Origin of the sequence: Sphingomonas faeni, assembly GCF_040407505.1 — a bacterium.
Classification (GTDB): domain Bacteria; phylum Pseudomonadota; class Alphaproteobacteria; order Sphingomonadales; family Sphingomonadaceae; genus Sphingomonas; species Sphingomonas faeni_E.
In genome coordinates, this window is record NZ_JAPZPQ010000010.1 from 64,570 (window position 1) to 89,147 (window position 24,578).

The window sequence follows — 24,578 nt, forward strand, 5'->3', positions numbered from 1 at the left end:
AGCGTGTTCGAGAGGGGCCATGCGGATCATCTTCATGGGAACGCCGGACTTCGCCCGGGACATACTCGACGCGCTGTTGCTGGCGCCCGAACACGAAATTATCGCGGTCTACAGCCAGCCTCCTCGCGCTGGCGGACGTCGAGGCCGCGAACTGGTGCCGTCGGCGGTGCAAGTGCGCGCGGAAGGATCCGGAATACCGGTGTTCACGCCGACAAGCCTGCGGAATGCCGAAGCTCAGGCCGAATTCGCGGCGTTGGGCGCGGATGTCGCCGTGGTCGCGGCGTATGGATTGATCCTGCCGCAGGCCGTTTTGGACGCGCCAGTTCACGGCTGCCTGAACGTCCACGGATCACTATTACCCCGGTGGCGAGGTGCGGCACCAGTGCAGCGCGCAATATTGGCGGGCGACACCGAGACGGGTGTCGGCATCATGCAGATGGAAGCCGGATTGGATACCGGCCCCGTGCGACTTGAGGGACGAACGCCAATTGTCGGGAAGACTACGGGTGATCTAACTCGCGAACTGGCTGCAATGGGCGGTCGTTTGATGGTCGAGGTGCTGGGCGATCTGGACGCCTACCCTGCCCGGCCGCAGCCCGAGGAGGGCATTACGTACGCCGCCAAGATCAACAAGGCGGAGGCGCGGATCGATTTCGAGCGGTCGGCGGTCGAGGTCGAGCGGCTGGTGCGGGCGATGAACCCGGCGCCGGGGGCTTGGTTCGAGCATGCGGGCGAGCGGGTGAAGGTGCTGGCCGCGGACGTGTTACCGTTCTCGTTCCTTGGGTGCGAGGGGCTGACGGTCAATGCCGAGCTGACGATCGGGTGCGGCGACGGGGCGATCCGGCCGACCCTGGTGCAGCGGGCGGGGCGTAGTGTGACGTCGGCGGAGGAGATGCTGCGCGGGTTTCCGATTCGGTCGGGGACTCAGCTTTGACGCGGTTCGCATTGACGGTGGAGTTCGACGGGCGGCCGTTCATGGGCTGGCAGCGGCAGAAGCATGGGCCGAGCGTGCAGGCGGCGCTGGAGGCCGCGGTGCTGAAGATGACCGGCGAGACCGCGTCCGTGCAGGCGGCGGGGCGGACCGATGCGGGCGTCCACGCGATGGCGATGCACGCGCATGTCGACATCGCGAAGCCGCTCGCGGCGTTTCGGTTGATGGAAGGGCTGAATGCGCTGGTGAAGCCCGCGCCGGTGTCGGTGCTGGCGTGCGAAGTGGTCGACGACGATTGGCATGCGCGGTTTTCGTGTGTCGGGCGGTCGTACGAGTATCGGATCGTCAACCGGCGCTCGCCGTTGACGTTCGAGGCTGGGCTGGCTTGGCAGGTTCCGCAGTTGCTGGATGCCGGGGCGATGGCGGCGGCGGCCGGGGCGCTGGTCGGGCGGCATGACTTCACGACGTTTCGGTCGGCGCATTGCCAGGCGGATAGTCCGGTGCGGACTTTGGACCGACTTGAGGTTGTGCGGGAGGGGGAGCGGCTGTTCGTCTATGCGGCGGCGCGGTCTTTCCTGCATCATCAGGTGCGGTCTATGGTCGGGTGCCTCGCGCTGGTGGGTATGGGGCGTTGGGCGGCCGGCGATGTTACGACTGCGCTCGAGGCGAAGGATCGGGCGATGTTGGGGTTGAATGCGCCGCCCGATGGGTTGTTCTTCGTGAGTGCCGTGTACCCTTAAGTGTGTTCCCCCGCGAAGGCGGGGACCCAGTCTGGGCCCCCGCCTTCGCGGGGGAACAAGCTTCCTAGACTATCGGACGAACTTCGCGGCGAGCTCGACATGCGTCGACCAGCGAAACTGGCCGACCGGCTGGACCCAGTCGATCCGCCAACCTGCGTCGCACAGTTCCTTCGCATCGCGCGCGAAGCTCGCCGGGTTGCACGATACATAGGCGATCACGGGCGTTTTGCACTCGGCCAGCGCGGTCGCCTGTTCGCGCGCGCCGGAGCGTGGCGGATCGATCACCACCGCGTCGAAGCGGTCGAGTTCGGCCACCGTCAGCGGGCGGCGGTAGAGATCGCGGTGTTCGGGGTAGACGGGCCGCTGGGTGCGGTGCGCGGCGGCCTTCAGCGAACCGAGTGCGTCGCGCGCGCCTTCGGCGGCATAGACCTTGGCGGGGATCGCCAGCGTGAAGGTGCCGAGACCGGCGAACAGGTCAGCGACCGTAGCTGGTTTGCCGATCGCCTCCAGGACGGCGGCGGTGAGTGCAGCCTCGCCATCGGGTGTTGCCTGGAGGAACGACGCGGGCGGGAGTGGTACGGGGACGCCGCCCAAGGTGATCGTGACCGCGTCGGGTTCCCAGCGCGCCTCGGGACCGAGGCCGTCGTCGAACGCCACGCGGGCGATCTTGTGATCTTCGCAGAATTTGGTGAGCGCTTCGGCGGCGGGGAGACCTTCGGGGGCGAACCCGGTGATCAGGATGTCCGCGCCCTGGTCAGCGAGCGTCAGGTGGATGTCGGCGCGGCGGCGGAAATTGAGGCGCTTGAGCAGCTGGCGCAAGGGTTGGACGAGCGCGAACAGGCGTGGATCGAGGATCCAGCATTCCTTGATGTCGACGATCGTGTGCGCCTTTTCGGCGGTGAAGCCGAGCGTGATCTTGCCGCCCTTGGCCTCGGCGTGAAGCGTCGCGCGGCGGCGGCTGCGTTCGGGGGAGATGTGGGGCTCGCGGATCGGCGCGGACAGGTCCTGGCCGTCGAGCGCGGAGGCGATGCGGTCGGTGACGAACTCGGCATAGGCCTGGTCGTCAAGATGCTGGAGCTGGCAGCCGCCGCAGGTCGGGAAATGCACGCAAGGGGGAGTCTGGTGGTGCGGGCCGGGGATCACGGTGCCATCGGCGGCGAGCGTGTCGCCGGGCGCCGAGAAGGCGGCGTGGCGGCCGTCGGCGGTCATGCCGTCGCCGCGGGCTGCGACGCGGATGATGGTGTCGATGTTTGTGTTGGAGGTCATAGCGACGCTCTGGCCGACCGAAGCGCTTCCGCCAAGTCGTCGGCGATGAAAGCCGCGCCCAATCGGCGGGCAGCGTCACCGTGGAGCCACACTCCGGCGCAGGCTGCGTCGAGCGGATCGAGCCTGGCGGCGAGCATCGCGCCGATCGCGCCGGCGAGGACGTCGCCGGTACCGGCGGTGGAGAGCCAGTCGCTGGACCCTTGCGCAATGCGGACGCGGCCGTCGGGGGCGGCGATGACGGTGTCTGCGCCTTTGAAGACGACGATGGCATTAGCGCGGGTGGCGGCGTCGCGGGCTCGGGTGATCTTGTTCGCGTCGGATTTGCCGAAGAGCGCGTCGAACTCGCCGGCGTGCGGGGTGAGGATGACGGGGACGTCGTGCGCTTTGATCCGGTCGGGGTTCAGCAGGCGGAGAGCGTCGCCGTCGATGATCAGCGGGTGGCCCGAGGTCAGCGCGGCTTCGAGACGGGCCTTGGCGGTATCGTCGCGACCCAGGCCGGGACCGATCACGAGTGCGCCGATGCGATCGTTGGCCAGTGCGTGATCGGAGAACGGCGTGCGGACGAGCGCATGCGGGGGGCCTTGGCTGTCGCCGAGCAGGGTCACGTAGCCGGCGCCGGCGCGCATTGCGGCCAAGGCTGCGAGGTCGGAGGCGCCGGACATGGTGCCCGCGATGATCGCGACCATGCCTCGGGTGTATTTGTGAGAGTCCGGGCCGGGGGTTGGAAGGATTGGGGTTTTAAGGACTTCGGCTTGGCTGACGGTGGGGACGCCGATGTCGAGAAGGCGGATATGGCCGCAGTAGCGGGCTGCGGGTTGGAGGATGTGCGCGGGTTTTACCGCGCCGAGCGCAAGGGTAAGGTTGAAGACGGGCGGCGTGCTGAGCGCCTCGACTGTGTCGGTGGCAAGGCCACTGGGTAGGTCGACAGCGATGCTGAGCTGCGCGGCGTTCGCGAGGGAATGGAGACACTCGACCACAGACCGTTCCCCCGCGGACGCGGGGGCCCAGCTAAGTTTCAAGGGCGTACCCAGCGGCTTACTCTGGGCCCCCGCGTCCGCGGGGGAACGGTTGGGGGTCGGTGTTGTACTGGCGTCGAGCGGGCGCGTGAGGCCGGTGCCGAACAGCGCGTCTACGAGGATTGGAGCGGGTTTCGCCTCCGTCAGCGTTTCGACCGAGCCTAGCCACCCTGCCCTCGCCGACTTGGCCGCATCCGTCTTGGGTTCCGACAGCGCCGCGACGCGAACCGCAACGCCCATTTCCGCCAACACACGGGCCGCGACGTAGCCGTCGCCACCGTTGTTGCCGGGGCCGCATAGGATCAGGACGTCGTTCGTACCCGCGAGCCGGCGGACTACATCAGCGATCGCGGTGCCGGCGCGCTCCATCAGCGTTTCTACCGAGACGCCGGTGGCGATGACCGCATCCTCCGCCGCGCGCATTTCGGCGGCGGTCAGGATGGGCTGGCCGTCGATTCGGATCATGACGTCTTGACGGTGGCCGGGAGGCGGTAGCGGTTGCCGCCCAGCGCAACCTCGATGCCGTCCCCACCCAAGATCGTGACCTTCGCGACCTCGGCACCGTCGGCAGCAATCACGCCGCGACCGTCCTGCGTTACCAGCAACCGGCGGAAGGCGCCGTCGGGATGGCGGATCGTCAGGATCAGGCCATCCTTGCCCTGCGCCTGCTCGATCGTGCAGGTCGACGCGAACGCGACGTCACCTTGCGCGCAGGCGATACGGCTGTCCCTAGCGGTTTCGGTGCGCTGCTTTGCCGCGACCTGTTCGCTGCTCGGCTGCCCCCGCCCGCACGCTGAGAGCGGGAGCGAGAGAAGCGCGGCAAGCACCAGTATTTGCTTAGATATCCGCGTAGACATGGGTTTCGGCTGCCGCTCCAGGGTGCGTGACGGCACCCTTGTACGCGGGGCCGACGGTCTTCGCATAGCGCCACAATGCACCCGAGCCGTAATCGTTGGTGCGCGGCACCCACGCGGCGCGCCGCTCCGCCATCACGTCCTCGGGAACTTTGAGGTCGATCGTGCCGGCTTCGGCGTCGATGTGAATTATGTCGCCGTTCTCGACCAGCGCGATCGGGCCGCCGTCCGCCGCTTCGGGGCCGACATGGCCGATGCAGAAGCCGCGCGTGCCGCCCGAAAAGCGGCCATCGGTGATCAGCGCGACGCTCTCGCCCATGCCGAGGCCGTAGAGCGCGGCGGTGGTCGACAGCATCTCGCGCATGCCGGGGCCGCCCTTGGGGCCTTCGTAGCGGATGACGATGACTTCGCCCTCGTTGATCTCGCGCTTTTCGACAGCCGCGAAGGTGTCCTCCTCGCAATCGAACACGCGGGCGGGCCCTGAGAACTGGAGGCGATGCATGCCGGCGACCTTCACGATCGCGCCATCCGGCGCGAGACTGCCGCGCAGGCCGACGACGCCGCCGGTGGGCGTCAGCGGAGTCTTGATGTCGTAGATGACCTTCTGGTCGGGGTTCCACGTCACCTGGTCGATGTTCTCGCCCAGCGACTTGCCCGTCACGGTCAGGCAATCGCCGTTCAAGAAACCACCGGCGAGCATCGTCTTCATCAGCATGTAGACACCGCCCGCCTCGTACATGTCCTTGGCAACGTACTTACCACCGGGTTTGAGGTCCGCGATGTACGGCGTTGTCTTGAAGATCTCGGCGACGTCGAACAGGTCGAATTCGATACCGGCTTCGGACGCCATCGCCGGCAAGTGCAGCGCGGCGTTGGTCGAGCCGCCGGTCGCGGCAACGACGCGGGCGGCGTTGATGAACGCCTCGCGCGTGCAGATGTCGCGCGGGCGGATGTTGTCGGCCAGGCACTCCATGACCTGCGCACCGGCGGCGACAGCGATCTGTTCGCGTGTGGTGTAAGGAGCCGGCACCATGTTGCTGTTCGGGATCGACAAACCAATCGCTTCCGCGACGCAGGCCATCGTGTTGGCGGTGTACTGGCCGCCGCATGCGCCGTGGCCGGGGCACGCGACCTTCTCGATCGCGTGGACCTCGGAGAGCGGGCACGCGCCGGCGGCGTATTTGCCGACGATCTCGAACACGTCGACGACGGTGACGTCGCGGTCCTGATAGCGGCCGGGCAGGATCGAGCCGCCATAGACGAACACCGACGGGATGTTGAGGCGGAGCATCGCCATCATCATGCCGGGCAAGGACTTGTCGCAGCCGGCGAACCCGACGAGTGCGTCGTAGCAATGGCCGCGCACCGAGAGTTCGACCGAGTCGGCGATGACTTCGCGGCTCACGAGGCTGGCCTTCATGCCCTGATGGCCCATCGCGATGCCGTCGGTGACGGTGATCGTGTTGAAGCGGCGCGGCATGCCGCCGCCCTGGATGACGCCGGCCTGCGCGGCATCGGCCTGCGCATCGAGCGTGGTGTTGCAGGGCGCGGAGTTGTTGCCGGCGGAGGCGAGCGCGACGAACGGGCGCGCGATCTGCTCCTCGTCGAGGCCCATCGCGTAATAATAGCTGCGGTGCGGGGCGCGTTCTGGGCCAACGGAGACGTGGCGGCTCGGCAGGCGCGATTTATCGAATGTGCGGGTCATGGCGAACGCCTATGTCGCGGGAGGGGGTATTTGCGCAAGAGAGTTGCGTTGATTTTTGCGTGAGGGTTCGCTCCCTTCCGCGTCATCTCCGCGCAGGCCGGGATGCAGATCGGCAACGGTTGGCGATTTTCACGCCAGAGTCTGCCAATATGGGTTCCCGTTTTCTCGGGAATGACGAGGCTGAGTGGGACTGCTCCCCTCCCTGAAAGGGAGGGGTTGGGGGTGGGTCGGCCTGTTGGCTGACGTTGACCTGCCCAAGCGGCCTACCCACCCCCTGCCCCTCCCTTTCAGGGAGGGGGGAAGAAAGGGGGACGTTTGGCGCTCTATTAACGAGGTTTAGAGGCCTTCGAGGGCCTTCGCTACACCGTCCATGGTGAAGGGCTTCTGCAACCGTGGGCGGTCGCGAAATTCCGGGGCTACACCATCATCGCCGCCGCCGGTCGCGAACACAAAGGGGACGCCTCTTGCCGCCAATGCCTCGGCGACTGCGGTGCTCTTCTCGCCGCCACGCAGGTTCACGTCGAGGATCGCGCCATCTACGCCACCTTCTTCGATCCGCTTCAAGGCATCGGCGACGGTGTCGACCGAGCCCGCGACTCCCTTGTCCAATACCTCGAGGAAATCCTCCAGCATCATGGCGATCAACGGTTCGTCCTCGACGATGAGGATCTGTTGGGTAGCGGTCATATTTCTCGCATAGTCGGGATTGTTACGACTTGCCAACATCTTGTTCGAGTCAGCGTGCGGCAAGCACGTCTCGTGCCGCTTCGGCTAATTCCTGGACCGAGAAGGGTTTCGGCAGGAACGCGACGTTGTCGAGGTCGATCGACTTGCGCAGCTGCTCCTCGGCATAGCCCGACATGAACAGGATCGGCAGGTCGGGGAATTTCTCGCGCGCATGACGGACCATCGTCGGGCCATCCATCTGCGGCATCACGACGTCGCTGATCAACAGGTCGGGGCGGCCGTGTTTCTCCAGCACTTCCAGCGCGATCTCGCCGTTTTCCGCGGTCAGCACTGTGTATCCCTGCCGCGTGAGCGCGCGCTCAGCGACCGCGCGGACCATGTCCTCGTCCTCGACCAGCAGGATCGTGCCCGTGCCCCACAGGTCGACCGGCTTCGGCGCGGGCTTGATCACCACGGGGCGAGTCGCGGCGGGCGCCGAGTGGACCGGCAGGTACATCGAGAAGGTCGCGCCCTGCCCCGGCTTGCTGTCGGCGAAAATATAGCCGCCGGACTGCTTGACGATGCCGTAGACGGTCGAGAGGCCGAGCCCGGTGCCCTTGCCGAATTCCTTGGTGGTGAAGAACGGCTCGAAGATCTTGGGCAGCACGTCGGGCGGAATGCCGGTGCCGGTGTCCTGGACGATTAGCGCGGTGTAGTCGGCGACGGGCAGGATGTCGGATGCCATCTCGCGCACTTCGGACGCGGGAACGGCGCGCGTCGTGATCGTCAGCACGCCGCCACCGCGCGCGTTCGCTGAGACGATCGCGTCGCGCGCGTTGACCGCGAGGTTGACGACGACTTGCTCGAGCTGGCCGGGATCGGCGCGGACGGGCCCCAGATTGCGGCCGTGGGTCATGTCGAGGCGGACGTTCTCGCCCATCAACCGCTTGAGCAGGTTGGACACCTCCGACACGACGTCGGGGAGCTGGAGGATCTGCGGACGGAGCGTCTGCTGGCGCGAGAAGGCGAGCAGCTGGCGCGTCAGGCTGGCGGCGCGGTTCGAGTTGGTGCGGACCTGCTGGATGTCGTCGTAATCGCTGTCGCCGGGCGAATGGCGCATCAGCATCAGATCGCAATGGCCGATGATCGCGGTCAGGATGTTGTTGAAATCATGCGCGACGCCGCCCGCAAGCTGGCCGACCGCCTGCATCTTGGTGGCTTGCGCGACCTCGCGCTTGAGGCGGCTCTCCTCGCTATTGTCCTTGAGACTGAGCAGGACGGCGGCGTCGCCTAGACCGCGGGCGCCGGCGATGGTGAGCGCGACCGGCTCGTCGGGGTGATCCTTCAGGCGGACGGCCATGTCGGCGGAGTGCGTCGCACCATTCGCGAACTTGCGGATCGCGTCGGCGACCGCGGCCTTGTCCTCGCGGACGACGAGGTCGCCGGGATAGAGCGGCGGCGCGACGGCGTTGACGCCGGCGGCGCGGAGGAACGAGTCGTTCATCTGCAGGAAGCGGCCGTCGCGGTCGACCAGCGCCATGCCGAACGGCATCATGCTGACGAGGCTGCGGACGTGCGCGGAGGCGCTGGCACCGAGCGCGGGGGCGTTCTCCTCCTCGTCGAGCAGCGCGACGAGCACGGGCGCGTCGTCGCCGTCGAGAAACGGGATCTGGAGGACGCGGAGTGGCGTGCCTTCGAGGCCCTCGCGTTCGAAGCGGACGAGGCCGCGGCTGTCGGTGATGAGGAAGCGGGCGAAATCGCGACCTTCGATCGAGTCGTATTCGTCGCCGCACGCCCTCGCGCGGAGGACACGGTTGGCGGTGCGGACGCGACCATCGGGCGAGAGCAACGCCGCCATGATGCCGCTGCCGCCGAGCCGGTCTCCGGTCGGGCCGGTCAGCAGCGCAGCGAGCGTTTCGGCGAGGTCGTGTTCCTGCGCGGTGACGAAGCGCCAGACGAGCATGTCGGCGTCGTCACCGGCGCGCGCGATCTGCGCGGACAGGCAGACGCCGCGGGCGTTGAGGCGCTCGACCTGCGCGGTGCCGTCGCGCCAAGCGGAGCGGCCGGCATCGGCGAGCGCTGCGTTGCCGGCTTCGTCGAGCGGCAGGCCGGGGGGCGTGGGGAAGCCTTCGAACAGCGCTTCGTAGGCGTCGTTGGCGCAGACGAGCCGCCCGGCGCGGTCGGTGATTGCGAGGGCGTCGGTGCCGGCTTCGGCGACGGTGCGGGTGAGGTCCCAGTCTACCGGCCGCGGCGCGTCCCTGGCGACGGGGTTGAGCAGGCGCCACGCGATCAGCGCACCGATGACGATGACGGCGGCGGCGAAGAACCCGGCGGCGGCGATCCAGCTGCCGACGAGCAGCAGCACGATCGCGGCGGCGGCGACGCCCGAGGCGATGGCGACGAGTGCTGCGTTGCGGGCGGGGGTGGGTAAAGCGAGCGATGCCATCGCGGGGGGTCATCCGCTGTTGCGGGGTTAGGCGTCAAGCGGGATGCGGGGTGTTGGAGCGGTTACTCGTATTGCAGGCGACGTTCGCTAGAAGAAATCGCCACCCCGGCGGAGGCCGGTGCCCAGTTGGAAAGGTGGTAGTAACGATGCGCGGACCGTCGTCAGCGACGTCCCCCAACTGGGCCCCGGCCTTCGCCGGAGTGGTGCGATGATTTGCGTCGATGCCAACGTAGTTTGTAAAGCCGCCCCGCAGGACCTTCTGATCCCCCGCGGAGGCGGGGGTCAAGGGTTACGGAGGATAGCGCTTGTGGCTCCTGGGCCCCCGCCTCCGCGGGGGAACTAGGGGTCACCGCTAAACCGCGTCAGCGGTCTTTCTGCTCCCCTCCCTGGAAGGGAGGGGGTGGGGTGGGTCGGCCCGTTGGTGGACGATGCCCTCCCCAAGCGGCCTACCCACCCCCTGCCCCTCCCTTCCAGGGAGGGGGGACCGTTTGGGGAGGGCTGACTTGGGTGCGTTCCACTGAAGGACGCACCCAGCTTCCGCTCCCCCCGCTATCCCAAGGGAAGCCCTTACCAGATCCGGACGCGCTGTTCCGGGGTCAGGTACAGCTTCTGCCCGGGCGTCGGCTTGTACGCCGCATACCAGGGGTCGAGGTTCCGCACGACCCACGCACGTTGCTGCGACGGCGAGTGAGGATCGGTCAGCAAGCGGTTGCGAAGGTTGGCTTCGCGGTAGTTGCGGCGCCAGACCTGCGCCCAGCCGAGGTAGAAGCGCTGGTCCCCGGTGAACCCGTCGAGGACGGGCGCGGTCTTGCCGCCGAGCGCGGTGTGGTAGGCGTCGTACGCCACCGTCAGACCCGCGAGATCAGCGATGTTCTCGCCCATCGTGAGCTGGCCCTTCACGTGCATCCCAGGCAGCGGCTCATACGCGTCATACTGCGCGCCGAGCTTGCCGGTGAGCGCCTTGAAGCCCGCGATGTCCTTGGGCGTCCACCAGTCCGTAAGCTGGCCCTTCGCATCGTATTTCGAGCCCTGGTCGTCGAAATGATGGCTCAGTTCGTGACCGATCACCGCGCCGATACCGCCGTAGTTGACCGCGTCGTCGGCCTTCGGATCGAAGAACGGCGGTTGCAGGATCGCGGCGGGGAAGACGATCTCGACCATGCCGAAATTGGCATAGGCGTTGACCGTCATCGGCGTCATGCCCCATTCCCAGCGCTGGAGCGGCTTGCCGAGCTTGGCAATGTTGTCCTGGTGCTGCCATTCGTTCGCGCGCCATTCGTTGCCGAACGCGTCGCCCGACGTGATCGTCAGCGCAGAGAAATCCTTCCACTGGCTCGGATAGCCGATCTTGGGGGTGAACGCCGCGAGCTTGGCATGCGCCTTGACCTTGGTCTCGGGCGCCATCCATTCGAGCTTGTCGATCCGGCGGCCCATCGCGGCGAGCACGTTCTTGACGAGCTTGTCGGCTGCGGCCTTGGTTTCGGGCGGGAAATATTGTGCGACGTAGAGCTTGCTGACCTCGTCATCGAGCGCGCCCGAGGTGAACTGGACGCCGCGCTTCCAGCGGGCTTCCTGCTCGGGCGTGCCGCCGAGGACGGTGCCGTAGAACGCGAACTGCTCGGCGTCGAACGCCTTGGGGAGGACGTCGGCATAGCCGTCGAGCGAGCGGAGGATCAGCTGGTCCTTGAGCACGCCAATCGGCGCGGTCGAGACGAGCTTGGCGATGCCGGTGATCGCGGAGGGCTGCGCGACGATGACGGTCGGGACGGGCGTGCCGATGCCCTTGAAGTAGGCCGCGAAATCGAAGCCGGGGGCGCGCTTGGCGAGATCGGCGACGGTCATCTTGTTGTAGGTCTTGGTGGCGTCGCGGCTGTCGACGCGGGTCCAGCTGACCTTGGCGATCTCGGTCTCGAACGCGAGCAAGGCGGTGGCGCGGGCCTCAGCATTGGGTTCGCCGGCGAGGGTCAGCATCTTGACGATGTGCGCGCGGTAGGCGTTGCGCGCCTCGACCAGTTTCGCGTCGGTGCTGAGGTAATAATCGCGGTCGGGGAGGCCGAGACCGGACTGGCCTAGCGAGAGCGCGTATTGCTCGGGCAGCTTGTCGTCCTGGCCGACGCCGCCGCCGAACGGGCCGCCGATCCCGGCGCGGTCCGCTTCGGCGAGGAGGGCCGGATAGCCGGCGCGGTCGTTCAGCGCAGCGATCTTGGACAGCCACGGCTTGATCGGGGCGAGGCCCTTGCCCTCAATCGTGCCGGTGTCGAGGAACGTGGCGTAGGCGCGGCCGATCTTCGAGTTCGGGTCCTTGGCGGCGGTGTCGAGGATACCGCGGGTGCGCGTCTCGGACAGGTCGGACAGGAGGTTGAACGAGCCGTAGTTCGACTTGTCCGCGGGGATCGGGGTGTTCTTGGACCAGTTGCCGTTGGCGAAGGTGTAGAAGTCGTCGCCGGGCTGGACGGTCTTGTCCATGCCCTTCTCGTCGAAGCCGAACGTGCCGTATTGCGCACCGGTCGGGGCGGATGCTGGCGGGGTCGGCTCAGCCGTTTGCGAGATGGCGGCGGTGACGCCGGTGATGGCGGTTGCGGCGAGTAGGCCGGCGACGATGAAGGACTTCATGGGGTTCTCCGGGAGAAGCTTAGTCAAACAAGATTCCGTTCCCCTGCGAAAGCAGGGGCCCAAGGTCACACACGGCGTCTTTCGTGACCCTGGGCTCCCGCTTTCGCGGGAGAACAGCAGAAGTGCCGGTTACCAGATACGGACGCGGTTGGCGGGGGCGAGGTAGCTGGCCTCGCCTGGCTTGGCGCCGAACGCCGCGTACCAGGGGTCGAGGTTGCGGACCGTCAGGACGCGCTGGTGGCCCGGCGAATGCGGGTCGGACAGCAATGTCTGCTGGAGCGCGGCGTCGCGGAACTTGGTGCGCCAGACGCCCGCCCAGCCATAGTAGAAGCGCTGGTCGCCGGTGGTGCCGTCGATGATCGGCGCCTGCTTGCCGCCGAGCGACTTGTGGTACGCGTCGTAGGCGACCGTCAGGCCGGCGAGATCGGCGATGTTCTCGCCGAGCGTCAGGCCGCCCTGGATGTGCTGGCCGGGGAGCGGTTCGTACGCGTCGTACTGCTTCACGAGCGCGTCGGTGAACACCTTGAAGCGCGCGACGTCCTGCGGCGTCCACCAGTCGGTGAGCTTGCCGTTGAGGTCGTATTTGCGGCCCTGGTCGTCGAAGTGATGGCTGATCTCATGACCGATCACCGCGCCGATGCCGCCGTAGTTGACCGCCGGGTCCGCCTTCGGATCGAAGAAGGGCGGCTGGAGGATCGCGGCCGGGAAGACGACCTCGTTCATCGTCGGGTTGGCGTAGGCGTTGATCGTCATCGGCGTCATGAACCACTCAGCCCGATCGATCGGCTGGCCGAGCTTCCTGAGGTCGCGGTCGTATTCGAATGCGTTGGCGCGCGATACGTTACCGACGAGATCGCCGCGTTGGATCTGGAGCGCGGAATAATCGCGCCACTTGTCCGGATAGCCGATCTTCGGGGTGAACGCGGCAAGCTTGGCGAGCGCCTTGGTCTTGGTTTCGGGCGCCATCCATTCGAGGTTCCGGAGCCGCTCGCCCATCGCCGCGATGACGTTCTTGACGAGATCGTCCGCCGCAGCCTTCGACGCGGGCGGGAAATACTTCGCGACGTACTGCTGGCCGATCGCCTCGCCCATCGCGCCCGACACGGTCGAGACGCCGCGCTTCCAGCGGACCTGCTGCTCGGGCGTGCCCGACAGCGTGGTGCCGTAGAACGCGAAGTTGGTCTTGTCGAAATCGCTCGACAGATACGGCGCGTACGAACGCAGCACCTTGAGCATCGCATAGTCCTGGAGGACGTTGACCGGCGTGTCGGCGAACACCTTCGCCTCGCCCGTCACCGCGCTCGGCTGTGCGACGAGGTAGAACGGACGACCGGTGACGCCCATCGCGGTCATGTACTGCGCCCAGGGGAAGCCCGGTGCCTTCGCGGCAAAGTCGGCGGCGGTCCATTTGTTGTAGGTCTTGTCGGCGTCGCGGCTCTCGATCCGGGTCCAGTGCGCGGTCGCGAGGCCCTTTTCCATGTTGAAAACGGCGGCGGCGCGGGTGGCGGCGTTAGGCTCGCCGGCGAGCGTCAGCATCCGCGTAAGATACGCCTGGTACGCAGTGCGGATGGTCGCGAGCTTCGCGTCGTCCTTGAGGTAATAGTCGCGGTCGGGGAGACCGATGCCGCTCTGCCCGAGGCTGACGACGTAGGTGGTCGGGTCCTTGTCGTCCTGCTGCACGCCGACGCCGACGAGGCCGCCGACGCCCATGCGCTGAAGCTTGGCGATCTCGGTGACGAGCGCGGTCTTGTCCTTGGTCGCCTTGAGCGCGGCGAGCATCGGCTTGACGGGGGTAGCGCCCTTCGCGTTGACCGCAGCCTCGTCCATGAAGCTGGAGTAGAAATCGCCGACCTTGTCGCCGGGCGTCTTGGCGGAGACGTCGAGGATCGTGCGGGTGCGTTCGAGCGACAGGTCCTGGAGGACGTGGAACATGCCGTAGGACGAGCGATCGGCGGGGATCGGCGTGGTCTTCACCCAGCCACCGTTCGCGTAATCGAAGAAGTCGGTGCCCGGCGTCACGCTGGTATCGCGACCCGCCATGTCGAAGCCGAAATCGCCGATCTGCGGCTTGTTGGCGTCCTTGGCGGCGACGGGGCCCTTGGCCGCCTTGGCGAGGGTCGGTGACGGAGCACTGGTTTGGGCGAAAGCCGATGCGGCGGACGCGAGAAGAAGCACGGTAACAATCGACTTACGCATCAAGAACCTCGGAGAAAGATCGTCTGGATGCGGTGTGTTCTACGCCGATAAGACGGTCCGTCAATTCCAACCGGTGTCAAATGTTACGAAACATGACCGTGACGATTGTCGTGGCGGTGCCGCCACTTGCGCGCGATCCACAACCGCCAGCCGAGCGCGCTGAGCGCATAGCCGCCGATCGAACACACGACCGTTATGACCAGCAGGCCGAGCGCGGTGGCGGGCCCCGCCTGCATCAGCCATGGGATCCATTCGGTACGCGCGGCGGCGTTGGCGACGGGCTGGCCGGGAACGTGTTCGTCGAGCCGCAGCATCGACGAGCCGATCCAATAGGCCGCGATCCAGAGCGGCGGCGTGGTCAGCGGGTTGGTTATGAAGGTGGTCAGCGCCGCGGTCGGCACGTTGGCGCGGAACGGCAACGCGAAGATCGCAGCGACGGGCGTCTGCGCGACCGGGATCAGGATGCCCGCGACCATCCCCAGCGCCACGCCACGCGGCACCGACCGGCGCGTGAAACGCCACAGTTCGGGCGCGAGCACGCGGTGCGCGACCGGGCGCAGAAGCCGGTTCCGCTCCATCGATTCGCGAGTCGGCAGATTGCGATACGACCACGCCGCGAGACGCCCGAATATGCTCAAGACGATAGGGTCATCGACACCGGCGCCACGTCGGTTATCCGCGATCCCGCATGATCCGGCCCTGCTCGCGCTTCCAGTCCTGTTCCTTCACCGAATCGCGCTTGTCGTGGTTCTGCTTGCCCTTGGCGAGCGCCAGTTCGATCTTCGCGCGGCCCTTCGAATTGAAGTAGATCATCAGCGGCACGAGCGTCATGCCCTGGCGTGCGACCGCCCCGAACATCTTGTTGATCTCGCGCTCGTGGAGCAGCAATTTGCGCGGACGCTTTGGCTCGTGGTTGAAGCGGTTGCCGTGGCTGAATTCGGGGATGTTCGAATTCACCAGGACGACGTTCTTGCCCTTCACCTCGGCATAGGCCTCGGCGATCGAGCCCTCGCCGCCACGCAGCGCCTTCACCTCGGTGCCGGTGAGCGCGATGCCCGCCTCGAACACCTGCTCGATATAATAATCATACCGCGCGCGCCGGTTCTCGGCGACGATCTTGGTCTTCTCGAAGGTCGGGGGTTTGGGACGTGCCATGGGACGCGCGATGTAGGGGGTCGGAGGGCTTAGGGGAAGCGGTGGTGGTGACCCGATGCACCTATTCGTCGTCGATTTCCCGATCGGGCCGTTCGCGCGTCAGCCAATACTGGACATCGCCCAGCGTCGCGACCAGCGCTGCTGGTGCGCTCAAGGCTTCATGATGGGGCAACCTAGCCAGCGAATGGTTCGCAAAAAGTCCTACGAGATCAATATCGTCATCACCTAACTTGAGGTAGCAGCCGTCGAAATAGACGACGATATCGCCCAACTCGAAGTCCTGCATGACATCGGCCAACCAATCCGCTTGCGATTGAACGACGTCGATCGCCGTATCGTAACCGCCACGCGCTCGGTCCGCGGTTACGATTTCGACGTAGCTCAGGTCGATCTCGACGACCCGAGCGTAGGTGAACGACTTTCTGCAGTACGTGCAGGGAATAAGGTAACCACAACCGCACCATGGACAATCGAGCTGGCCCGGAATTGATGCAAGTGCATGTTCGCATTGGCAGAACGACAGCGTCTCGTTGTTCGCTTTTTCGAGATACTTCGCCAACGCGTTTCTCCTCTGCGACTTAGAGCAGACCGGCATGACCCAACGCCGCGTCGACGGCGGCGCGCGACGCATCGCCCGCCGGGGTCATCGGCAAGCGTAGCGTCTCCGGGAACCCCGACCGCACCTTCGTCATCGCATACTTCACCGGCCCCGGCGAGGCGTCGGTGAACAGCGCCTCGTGGAGCGGATAGAGCCGGTCCTGGTACGCCAGCGCCTTGACGAAATCACCCGCCTCGCAGGCGGCCTGAAACTCCGCGCACAGCTTCGGTGCGACGTTGGCGCTTACCGAGATGCAGCCGGTGCCGCCCATGACGTTGAACGCCAGCGCGAGGTCGTCGTTACCCGACAGCTGGCAGAAATCCGGGCCACATGATGCGCGGTGCTGCGAGACGCGGGCGAGCACGCCGCTCGCATCCTTCACCCCGACGAACACGTCAGGGAACGCCGTGACGATCCGCGCCAGCGTCGCCGGCTGGATGTCCGTCACCGTCCGTGCCGGCACGTTGTAGAGGATGATCGGCAGCGGGGTCGACGTCGCGAGCGCCTCGAAGTGGCGGAAGATGCCCTCCTGCCCCGGCCGGTTGTAATAGGGCGGCACCATCAATGCGGCGTCCGCACCGGCGTCCTTTGCAGCACGCAGGTTAGCCGAGGCGACACGCGTGTCGTTCGAGCCCGCGCCGGCGATGACGGGCACGCGGCCCTTCGCCTGGTCGACGCACACGCGGACCACGTGGAAATGCTCGTCGTACGACAGAGTCGCCGCCTCGCCGGTCGTCCCGCACGCGACCAGCCCCGACGAGCCCTCGACGATCTGCCATTCGATGAGGTCGCGATAGGCGGGTTCGTCGAAGCTGCCATCGGCGGCAAACGGCGTGACGAGCGCCGGAATAGATCCTGAAAACATGCGGTGGCCTGCAGTCCTGTTGCGCCGGATGTCTTGCAAAATCCGGATTTCGTTCAGGACAGATACGGGTTCGATGCGTATGCTGTCCACATGGTAGCATCGATGTTTAAAACGAGCCTTCTCCTTGCAGTCGTGGCGGGGACGGTCGCCGCGTCGGGAGGCGGGCAACAGACGCTGGATCGCTACAGCACACAGCTGGCCAATATAGGCCCCAATGCACAGCCGATGGCGACGGATGGCGCGATCGCCTCGACCATCGCGCAGTGGCGGGCGTTGCAGCAGACCGATGCGCTGCCGTTCGACAGCTATGCGGGCTTCCTGATGGCGCATCCGGGCTGGCCCAACGAGACCGCCAATCGGCGCGCGGCGGAGCGCAAGGCGGCGACCGCATCACCGATGAGCGTCGTCGCCTTTTTTCGTCGCTATCCGCCGCAGTCCGCGTCGGGCGGCGTTGCCTATGCGCGGGCTTTGCAGGCGACCGGCGCGCGGGATCAGGCGTATGCGGCGGTGCGGACGGCGTGGCGGAGCAGCGGCCTGACGCCGACCGACGAAGCGATGGTCGTGTCGGGCTTTCCGGGTGCGCTGACGCCGGACGATCAGGATGCGCGGATGGATGCGCTGTTGTGGGCTGGCCAGACCGGGGCGGCGCAGCGGCAACTGGTTTGGACGAGCGCGGCGCGGCGACCGATCTTCGAGGCGCGGCTGGCGTTCCGGACGAATGCGCCGAACGCGTCGGATATCTCGGCCTCGACGCAGACCCTGTATGCGAACGACGCGGGCTATGTCGCGGACCGGGCGCAGTGGTTGCGCAATTCGGGCGCGAGCCCGTCGGCGCGCGCGTGGCTGGCGCGGCCTCGGTCGCTCGTGACGCGGCCGGGCAATGCCGCCGAGTGGTACGAGGTGCTCGTCACCAACGCCAATGGCGCGGCGAACGACGGGCAGTACCAGGTCGCCTATGACATCGCGCGGCAGATCGACGACGCGTATCCGTTTGGCGCGGACATCGCGGCGAAATCCTATGCCGAGCGCGACGAATATACCAACCTCGCCTGGCTCGGCGGGCGCGTGGCGATGAAGCAGCTTGGGCGGCCTGCGGACGCGATGACGCTGTTCGACCGGTATGCGCGCGGCTCGCGCTCGCCGCAGGTCCGGTCGAAGGGGTATTATTGGGCGGGGCGTGCGGCGGAGGCGGCCGGGTTGGCGCCTCAGGCTGCGGCGTTCTACGGCCAGGCGGCGGGGTATCGCGATCAATATTACGGGCAGCTGGCGAACGAGCGGACCGGTCGGGCGCTGGTCGCGCCGCCTTCGGTAGCTTCCGTGGCGATTGACCCGGCGACGCGCGCGGCGTTCGATCGGCGCGAGACAGTGCGCGCGGTCAAGTTCCTCGGGCAGATCGGCGACTGGCAGGACCAGACCGCGTTCGTCCGCCAGATCGCGGCGGACGCTACGACCGACACCGATCATTTGCTTGCCGCCGAACTGTCGAAGAGCATCAATCGGCCGGACCTGGGCGTGATGGTCGGGCGGAGCGCGCTGGCGAATGGGCTGAGCGATTATTCCGCGGTGGGCTTTCCGATGGTGTCGGTGCCGGCAGGGTATGAGGACAACTGGACGATCATCCACGCGATCTCGCGGCAGGAAAGCCAGTTCGATCGTGCCGCAGTGAGCCACGCCGGCGCGCGCGGGCTGATGCAGCTGATGCCCGCAACCGCGCGCGAGCAGTCGGGGAAGATCGGGCTGGCGTACAACCAGGCGGCGCTGACGACCGATCCGAACATGTCGATCATGCTGGGCTCGAGCTATTTCCAGCGGGTTTACGCCAATTACGGCAGTTATCCGCTGGCGGTGGCGGCGTATAATGCGGGCGGCGGCAACGTGAACAAATGGCTCCGCGCGAACGGCGATCCGCGGACGGGGGCCGTGGACATGGTCGATTGGGTCGAGGCGATCCCGTACCAGGAGACGCGCAACTACGTGCAGCGCGTGCTGGAAAATGCGGTGGTGTACGACCTGATGAACCCCGCGCGGGCGAAGAGCCGGGGGGCGGCGCGGTTGTCGTGGTATCTGGGGAAGAACCGGCCGGGTTGAGATCTCGCTACCGCATAAGATTGTTCTCCCGCGAAGGCGGGAGAACAAGTAGTAGCTGCGGTCGTAACTCCAGCCACTCTCCCGTCACCCCGGCGAGAGCTGGGGTATCCTGGTTGTCGGTCGGGCTGGAGCCGCGGGAGACCCCAGCTTTCGCTGGGGTGACGGTTGAGGCTAGAGTGTCCCGCATGGACCGCCCGAACTACATCACCCCTGCCGGCTACGCCGTACTCCGCACCGAATACGAACACCTCCTGTCGACCGAGCGCCCCGCCTTGGTCGAAGTCATCTCCTGGGCCGCCGGCAACGGTGATCGCTCCGAGAACGGCGACTATATCTACGGCCGCAAACGCCTCCGCGAGATCGACCGCCGCCTCGGTTGGCTGTCGAAGCGGATGAAGGCGGCCAAGGTCGTTGATCCCACCGCACAGGAAGACCGCTCGCGCGTCTGGTTCGGCGCGTGCGTGACGGTCGCGGACGAGGATGATGCCGAGCGCGTCCTGACCCTAATTGGTGACGACGAGACCGACGCGAGCAACGGGCGGATCGGCTGGAACTCACCGTTCGCGCGTGCTTTGCGCGGCGCTGCGATCGGCGACGTCCGGCGCGTGGACCTGCCTGCGGGCGAGCGAGAATACGAGGTCATGGCGATCGCGTATCCCTGAACGGTCCGTTTCGGTTTCAGTCGATTGACCCGACCTCGGGTCCGTGTGACGTTTCGCCCACGCAACGACACTCGAGGAATCCCCATGCCGATACCCGCCACCTGGTCCGCCCGCCTGCTCAGCGTCATGCGCATCGTCGTCGCGCTGGTGTTCTTCAGCCACGGCATCTCGAAATTCTTCGGCCTGCCGCCCTTCCCGATGCCGATGAACCCGCTGCTGACAGTTGCCGGCGCGCTCGAAGTCGTTGGCGGCGGTTTGCTGATCATCGGCCTGTTCACGCGCCCGGTGGCGTTCGTGCTGTCGGGCATGTCCGCGGTCGCGTATTTCATGGCGCACATGCCGAAGGGCCCCTTCCCGATCGCCAATGGCGGCGAGGCGGCGGTGCTCTACTGCTTCGTGTTCCTGTACCTCGCCGCGGCCGGTGGCGGTGTCTGGAGCGTGGACGCGCAGCGCGGGCGCGGCTAACCTTGCGCGCATGATCGATACCACAACGCGCAACGTCGCCCTCCTGATCGACGCGGACAATGCGTCCGCGGCGACCCTCGACCCGGTGCTGACCGTCCTTGCCGAGCTCGGCACGGTCAACGTCCGACGCGTCTATGGCAACTGGTCCAAGCCCGCGCTGAAGGCGTGGAGCGACATGTCGATCAAGCACGGCATCGAGCCGCAACAGCAGTTCGACCTGACCAAGGGCAAGAACGCGACCGACATGAAGATGACGATCGACGCAATGGACCTGCTGTTCCGCGGGCGCATCGACGGGTTCGGCATCATGTCGTCGGACAGCGATTTCATGCCACTCGCGACGCGCATCCGCCAGGACGGCATTCCGGTGTATGGCTTCGGGACGAGCCGGACGCCGGAAGGGTTTCGGCAGGCTTGCACGCGGTTCATCGACGTCGGCGCGCTGAACGAGACGTCGCAGGCTATGCCCACGCCGGCGCCTGCTCCGGTGGCTGGCGAAAAGCCCGCTACGCCGGCGCCGGTCGCTCGGCCGAAGACCGCGCAACCGATCGACGAGCAGGTCATCAAGCTGCTGATCGACGCGTACAACGCGGTGAAGCGGGACGAGAAGGGTTACGCGAGCGTCGCCGAACTCGGCCAGCTCGCGGGCAACCGGTCGAGCTTCGACGCGCGCAATTACGGGTTCAACCGGTTGTCGGACCTGATCGAGACGATCCCGAACTTCCAGCATGAGCGCCGCGAAGGTGGCCGGTCGTTCGTCAAGCGCCTGCGGTAGGCCCCTTCGACAACCATCATCAAGTGCACCACCCCGGCGAAGGCCGGGGCCCAATTGGAAAGGTCCTGGTAACGAAGCGCTGGCCTCCGCCACCGTCGTTCCCCAATTGGGCCCCGGCCTTCGCCGGGGTGGTAGTTTAGTTCGAGAGCCTTACCCCGTAGGCTGCAACCGCCCGCCCGGCTCGCTCATCCCGTGCGCCTGTTCCTCGCTGTCGTCGGGGACGACCAGCGCGCCCTTCCGCCAATTCCCATAGCGGTAATACCCGACTGCGATCGCCAGCGTTGCGAGCGACCCTAGCGGAAAGCTCCACCACAACGCGTCGGCCCCGAGCCACGGCTTCGCCAGCAGCGCGAAACCGATCCGCACCGGATACAGCGCGACGATCAGTGCGATCAGCGGCGCGATCACCGCGCCGTTCGCGCGGACGGTGGAGAACAGCACCATCGTCGCGCCGAACAGGATGAAGTTCCAGCTCGCGATGAGCTGGATATGCCGCGCGATCGGCAGCGCGGGGCTGCCGCTGCCGATAAACAGTGTCATGACCGGGCGATCGAACAGGATCACGACTGCAACCATCGCACCGGTCAGCGCTACGTTGAAGAGCAGACCATATTTCGTAATGTCGCCGACCCGGTCCCACCGCCCCGCGCCGATATTCTGCGCCGCCATCGAACTGACCGCGGCACCGATCGCCAGCGCGGGCATCTGGATATAGGTCCAGAGTTGCTGCGACACGGCGTAGGCCGCCGCGGTATCGACGCCGAGCCGGTTGACCAGCCCGACCATCGCGAGGCCCGCGGTCGACATGACCAGCATCTGCGCGCCCATCGGCAGGCCTTTCCGCACGATCGTCCCGGTCAGCGCGCGCTCGGGGATGAGGTAGCGGAGTTCGTTGCCGCGCAGCCTCAGCGGCAGGTCGCGCCTGTAGATATAGACGATCAGCCCGAGCAGCGAGACGTGGCTCGCGACCAATGTCGCCATTGCCGAACCGGCGATCCCCATCTGCGGGAACGGTCCGATGCCGGCGATCAGCAGCGGGTTGAGCCCGCTGTCGAGGACCGCGCTGAGCAGCATGAACCAGAGCGGCGTCATCGAATCGCCGGTGCCGCGCAAGCCCATCATCAGCAGCACCATCATCATCGACGCGGGCAACCCGAGGAAGATCACGCGGAGGTACGCGAGCGCGAGCGGCATCGCGTCGCCGGGGGTGGCGAGCAGGTGCAGGATCTCGGGCGCGAACACCCAGCCGAGTGCCGCGATCACGATCGCGCCGCCGAGGACCAGGCCGACGGCGGAGCCGAACGCCCGGCGTGCGCCCTCCAGATCGTGACGGCCAAAGCTCTGGCCGACCAGGATCGTCGCCGCCATACCAAAGCCGAAGACCGCACCGAAGGTCAGGAACATGATGATGTTGGCGTTCGAGGTGGCGGCGAGAGCGCCTTCACCGAGATAGCGCCCGACCCAGATCGCGTTGATCGAGCCGTTGAGCGACTGGAGGATGTTCGAGCCGAGCGTCGGGAGCGCGAAGGCGAGCAGGGTGCGACCGATGTGCCCGGTGGTGAGGTCGTGCTGGCCGGGTTTGCCGCGGGGGCGGTCGGGCTTTGTGCTTAAAGACTCAAGAGGAACGGCGCTGGTTTCGACGTCGGATGGAAGGTCGCTCACACAGTCTCTCCGTCAGGCCGAACTCGGTCCGGCATATACCGGCGAACGGGCAGGCGCCCTGTCATGTCGAGTGCCTAGCCGCGGAGTGAACTCTGGAACAAGCCGGTAGGTCCCCTGCCACGAATAACGATGCCGCCCCGGCGAAGGCCGGGGTCCAATTGGGAAGGTCGCAGTAATGCAGCGCTGTCGCAGTTAGCCACGTCACTCAATTGGACCCCGGCCTTCGCCGGGGGGGGGGAGCGGGGGAAACGGCGGTGCTGATTTGAGGGTCGAAGGCTCCCTCGCCTATGCCCGCCGATTCGCCATCTCGGCGGAACCTGGGGTAACGGACTTTGGTAGGAGCGATGAGGTCTTCAATCACACATTCCCCTCCCGCATGCGGGAGGGGTCAGGGGAGGGCGTGACGTACGTACTGGCGTCCGTTCAGTGGGGCACGCCCCTCCCCCAGCCCCTCCCGCGAGCGGGAGGGGAGCAGGTTAGCCCAGGCGGCCCAGTGCTGCTTGCAACCGCGCAGCCTCAGCGGCCTTGTCGGCGTGGTCGGCCTTGGCCTTTTCCACCGCTTCGGGCTTGGCGCGTTCGACGAAGCTGGCGTTGCCCAAGCGACCCGACAGCGCGTCGCGCTCCTTCTCCGCCGCCGCGATCGCCTTGGTCAGGCGGGCGCGTTCGGAGTCGAGGTCGATGACACCTTCCAAAGGCAGGACGAAGGTCGCTTCATCCACCACGATCTGCGCCGCGCCGCCGGTGGCTTCGCCCTCGGCATGCGAGACGCGGGCCAGACGCGCGAGCGCCGGAGCCTGGCGTTCCAACCGGGCCAAGGTCGCCGCATTCGCATCGCGAACGTAAAGCGGCAGGCGCGCGCCCGGCGGCACGTTCAGCTCATTCCGCGCGGTGCGGATTTCCTGAACCAGGCGGATCAGCCAGTCGACTTCCTTGCTCGCCTCGGGATCGAGCGCGCGCGCGTCCGCCATCGGCCATTTCGCGACGATCAGGTCGTGATCGCGCGGGCCCATCGCGTGCCACAGTTCCTCGGTGATGAACGGCATGAACGGGTGGAGCAACACCAGGATCTGGTCGAGCACCCAACCTGCTACCGCCTTCGATTCGTCATCGATGACGCCGCGCTCGTCGCCGACCATTTGCGGCTTGATCAGTTCGAGATACCAGTCGCAGAAGCGGCTCCATGCGAACTGGTAGATCGCGTTGGCGGCGCCGTCGAAGCGGTAGTCGGCGAGCGCGAGGTCGACCGTCTGGACGGTCGCGATCGTCTCGGTGATGATCCACTTGTTGACCGCTAGTTCCGCGCGCGGTGCCTCCAGATTGGTACTAGCGACGATGCCGTTGGCTTGTGCGAACCGGGCCGCGTTCCACAGCTTGGTGGCGAAGTTACGATAGCCCTCGACGCGCTTCTCATCCATCTTGATGTCGCGGCCCTGGCTTTCCATCGCCGCCATGAAGAAGCGCAGCGCGTCGGCGCCGTAGGTGTCGATCAGCCCGAGGGGATTGACGACGTTGCCCTTCGACTTCGACATCTTCGCGCCGTCCGCCGCGCGGACGAGACCATGGAGGTAGAGCGTGCGGAACGGCACGTCCTTCATGAAGTGCAGCCCCTGCATCATCATCCGCGCATTCCAGAAGAACAGGATGTCGAAGCCGGAAATGAGCACGTCGTTGGGGTAGCGCCCACCTAATTGCTTCTGCTCCCTCTCCCCTGCGGGGAGAGGGTCGGGGTGAGGGGGCGTACCGGGCGCTGCGCTGCTTGGCGGGGGCGCCCCCCCGCCCCCCCCCCCCCGGGGGGGGGGGGGCGCCCCCGGCACGGGCGGGCCGCGGGTGGCGGCGCGGCACGAGGGCGCGGTGCAGCACGGGTGGGCGGCGAGG

The 24,578-nt window shown here is 66.7% G+C and carries 20 protein-coding genes; 6 read left to right on the forward strand and 14 right to left on the reverse strand.

What is annotated here, in order from left to right:
- Window positions 1-19 precede the first annotated feature (19 nt).
- Window positions 20-934 (forward strand): methionyl-tRNA formyltransferase, encoded by a 915-nt coding sequence (gene fmt / locus O6X71_RS19930; RefSeq protein ID WP_353467402.1) that lies wholly within the window; start codon window positions 20-22, stop codon window positions 932-934.
- A complete protein-coding gene (gene truA / locus O6X71_RS19935; RefSeq protein ID WP_353467403.1) occupies window positions 931-1,671 on the forward strand; it encodes a tRNA pseudouridine(38-40) synthase TruA in 741 nt (246 codons plus the stop codon). Before fmt ends, truA begins: the two co-directional genes overlap by 4 nt.
- Window positions 1,672-1,740: 69 nt before the next feature.
- Here the strand turns inward: truA and O6X71_RS19940 are convergent, their stop codons facing one another.
- From O6X71_RS19940 to dapA, 12 genes are all read right to left on the reverse strand, one after another.
- Window positions 1,741-2,937 (reverse strand): class I SAM-dependent RNA methyltransferase, encoded by a 1,197-nt coding sequence (locus O6X71_RS19940; protein ID WP_353467404.1) that lies wholly within the window; start codon window positions 2,935-2,937, stop codon window positions 1,741-1,743.
- Complete coding sequence (locus O6X71_RS19945) at window positions 2,934-4,418, reverse strand: NAD(P)H-hydrate dehydratase (RefSeq protein WP_353467405.1); 1,485 nt, start codon at window positions 4,416-4,418, stop codon at window positions 2,934-2,936. Before O6X71_RS19945 ends, O6X71_RS19940 begins: the two co-directional genes overlap by 4 nt.
- Entirely contained in the window at window positions 4,415-4,780 is a 366-nt protein-coding gene (locus tag O6X71_RS19950; RefSeq protein ID WP_353467406.1) for a hypothetical protein, read from the reverse strand. Before O6X71_RS19950 ends, O6X71_RS19945 begins: the two co-directional genes overlap by 4 nt.
- A gap of 10 nt (window positions 4,781-4,790) precedes the next feature.
- Window positions 4,791-6,512 (reverse strand): dihydroxy-acid dehydratase, encoded by a 1,722-nt coding sequence (gene ilvD / locus O6X71_RS19955; RefSeq protein WP_353467407.1) that lies wholly within the window; start codon window positions 6,510-6,512, stop codon window positions 4,791-4,793.
- A 336-nt stretch (window positions 6,513-6,848) separates the two neighbouring features.
- Window positions 6,849-7,199, reverse strand: a complete 351-nt coding sequence (locus O6X71_RS19960) for a response regulator (protein WP_056062573.1) — start codon at window positions 7,197-7,199, stop codon at window positions 6,849-6,851.
- A gap of 49 nt (window positions 7,200-7,248) precedes the next feature.
- Entirely contained in the window at window positions 7,249-9,624 is a 2,376-nt protein-coding gene (locus tag O6X71_RS19965; protein WP_353467408.1) for a hybrid sensor histidine kinase/response regulator, read from the reverse strand.
- 567 nt (window positions 9,625-10,191) lie between these two features.
- Window positions 10,192-12,237, reverse strand: coding sequence for a M13 family metallopeptidase (locus O6X71_RS19970; RefSeq protein ID WP_353467409.1), 2,046 nt, complete (start codon window positions 12,235-12,237; stop codon window positions 10,192-10,194).
- A 129-nt stretch (window positions 12,238-12,366) separates the two neighbouring features.
- Window positions 12,367-14,433 carry a M13 family metallopeptidase gene (locus O6X71_RS19975; protein WP_353467410.1) on the reverse strand — a complete coding sequence of 689 codons (2,067 nt, stop codon included), beginning with the start codon at window positions 14,431-14,433 and terminating at the stop codon, window positions 12,367-12,369.
- A gap of 83 nt (window positions 14,434-14,516) precedes the next feature.
- Window positions 14,517-15,011 carry a DUF2062 domain-containing protein gene (locus tag O6X71_RS19980; RefSeq protein ID WP_353467417.1) on the reverse strand — a complete coding sequence of 165 codons (495 nt, stop codon included), beginning with the start codon at window positions 15,009-15,011 and terminating at the stop codon, window positions 14,517-14,519.
- 94 nt (window positions 15,012-15,105) lie between these two features.
- The gene (gene smpB / locus O6X71_RS19985) at window positions 15,106-15,588 is read right to left on the reverse strand and encodes an SsrA-binding protein SmpB (RefSeq protein WP_055879372.1); all 483 of its coding nucleotides are present in this window, start codon (window positions 15,586-15,588) and stop codon (window positions 15,106-15,108) included.
- A 61-nt stretch (window positions 15,589-15,649) separates the two neighbouring features.
- Entirely contained in the window at window positions 15,650-16,147 is a 498-nt protein-coding gene (locus tag O6X71_RS19990) for a hypothetical protein (protein ID WP_353467411.1), read from the reverse strand.
- A 19-nt stretch (window positions 16,148-16,166) separates the two neighbouring features.
- A complete protein-coding gene (gene dapA, locus O6X71_RS19995; RefSeq protein ID WP_353467412.1) occupies window positions 16,167-17,051 on the reverse strand; it encodes a 4-hydroxy-tetrahydrodipicolinate synthase in 885 nt (294 codons plus the stop codon).
- Between the two features lie 102 nt (window positions 17,052-17,153).
- Here dapA and O6X71_RS20000 point away from each other — a divergent pair, with 102 nt between their 5' ends.
- The 4 genes from O6X71_RS20000 to O6X71_RS20015 all read left to right on the forward strand — a co-directional run bounded on the left by O6X71_RS20000 (window position 17,154) and on the right by O6X71_RS20015 (window position 21,041).
- Window positions 17,154-19,139 carry a lytic transglycosylase domain-containing protein gene (locus tag O6X71_RS20000; protein ID WP_435368515.1) on the forward strand — a complete coding sequence of 662 codons (1,986 nt, stop codon included), beginning with the start codon at window positions 17,154-17,156 and terminating at the stop codon, window positions 19,137-19,139.
- A gap of 185 nt (window positions 19,140-19,324) precedes the next feature.
- Window positions 19,325-19,801, forward strand: a complete 477-nt coding sequence (gene greB, locus O6X71_RS20005) for a transcription elongation factor GreB (RefSeq protein WP_353467414.1) — start codon at window positions 19,325-19,327, stop codon at window positions 19,799-19,801.
- 84 nt (window positions 19,802-19,885) lie between these two features.
- The gene (locus tag O6X71_RS20010; RefSeq protein ID WP_353467415.1) at window positions 19,886-20,266 is read left to right on the forward strand and encodes a DoxX family protein; all 381 of its coding nucleotides are present in this window, start codon (window positions 19,886-19,888) and stop codon (window positions 20,264-20,266) included.
- A 10-nt stretch (window positions 20,267-20,276) separates the two neighbouring features.
- Window positions 20,277-21,041 (forward strand): NYN domain-containing protein, encoded by a 765-nt coding sequence (locus O6X71_RS20015; protein WP_056486169.1) that lies wholly within the window; start codon window positions 20,277-20,279, stop codon window positions 21,039-21,041.
- Window positions 21,042-21,191: 150 nt separating this feature from the next.
- Here the strand turns inward: O6X71_RS20015 and O6X71_RS20020 are convergent, their stop codons facing one another.
- Both O6X71_RS20020 and O6X71_RS20025 read right to left on the reverse strand, forming a co-directional pair.
- Entirely contained in the window at window positions 21,192-22,577 is a 1,386-nt protein-coding gene (locus O6X71_RS20020; protein ID WP_435368517.1) for an MATE family efflux transporter, read from the reverse strand.
- 602 nt (window positions 22,578-23,179) lie between these two features.
- A partial coding sequence (locus tag O6X71_RS20025) for a class I tRNA ligase family protein (RefSeq protein ID WP_435368516.1) occupies window positions 23,180-24,578 on the reverse strand: 1,399 nt, incomplete at its 5' end.

Excerpts from the sequence above, each read along its gene's own strand:
- O6X71_RS19975 (WP_353467410.1), bottom strand. The coding sequence starts at position 14,433 with ATGCGTAAGTCGATTGTTACCGTGCTTCTTCTCGCGTCCGCCGCATCG.
- O6X71_RS20000 (WP_435368515.1), top strand. The coding sequence starts at position 17,154 with ATGTTTAAAACGAGCCTTCTCCTTGCAGTCGTGGCGGGGACGGTCGCC.
- ilvD (WP_353467407.1), bottom strand. The coding sequence starts at position 6,512 with ATGACCCGCACATTCGATAAATCGCGCCTGCCGAGCCGCCACGTCTCC.
- dapA (WP_353467412.1), bottom strand. The coding sequence starts at position 17,051 with ATGTTTTCAGGATCTATTCCGGCGCTCGTCACGCCGTTTGCCGCCGAT.
- smpB (WP_055879372.1), bottom strand. The coding sequence starts at position 15,588 with ATGGCACGTCCCAAACCCCCGACCTTCGAGAAGACCAAGATCGTCGCC.
- O6X71_RS19945 (WP_353467405.1), bottom strand. The coding sequence starts at position 4,418 with ATGATCCGAATCGACGGCCAGCCCATCCTGACCGCCGCCGAAATGCGC.
- greB (WP_353467414.1), top strand. The coding sequence starts at position 19,325 with ATGGACCGCCCGAACTACATCACCCCTGCCGGCTACGCCGTACTCCGC.
- O6X71_RS19970 (WP_353467409.1), bottom strand. The coding sequence starts at position 12,237 with ATGAAGTCCTTCATCGTCGCCGGCCTACTCGCCGCAACCGCCATCACC.
- O6X71_RS19965 (WP_353467408.1), bottom strand. The coding sequence starts at position 9,624 with ATGGCATCGCTCGCTTTACCCACCCCCGCCCGCAACGCAGCACTCGTC.
- fmt (WP_353467402.1), top strand. The coding sequence starts at position 20 with ATGCGGATCATCTTCATGGGAACGCCGGACTTCGCCCGGGACATACTC.
- O6X71_RS19940 (WP_353467404.1), bottom strand. The coding sequence starts at position 2,937 with ATGACCTCCAACACAAACATCGACACCATCATCCGCGTCGCAGCCCGC.
- O6X71_RS20010 (WP_353467415.1), top strand. The coding sequence starts at position 19,886 with ATGCCGATACCCGCCACCTGGTCCGCCCGCCTGCTCAGCGTCATGCGC.
- O6X71_RS19980 (WP_353467417.1), bottom strand. The coding sequence starts at position 15,011 with ATGGAGCGGAACCGGCTTCTGCGCCCGGTCGCGCACCGCGTGCTCGCG.
- O6X71_RS20015 (WP_056486169.1), top strand. The coding sequence starts at position 20,277 with ATGATCGATACCACAACGCGCAACGTCGCCCTCCTGATCGACGCGGAC.
- O6X71_RS19960 (WP_056062573.1), bottom strand. The coding sequence starts at position 7,199 with ATGACCGCTACCCAACAGATCCTCATCGTCGAGGACGAACCGTTGATC.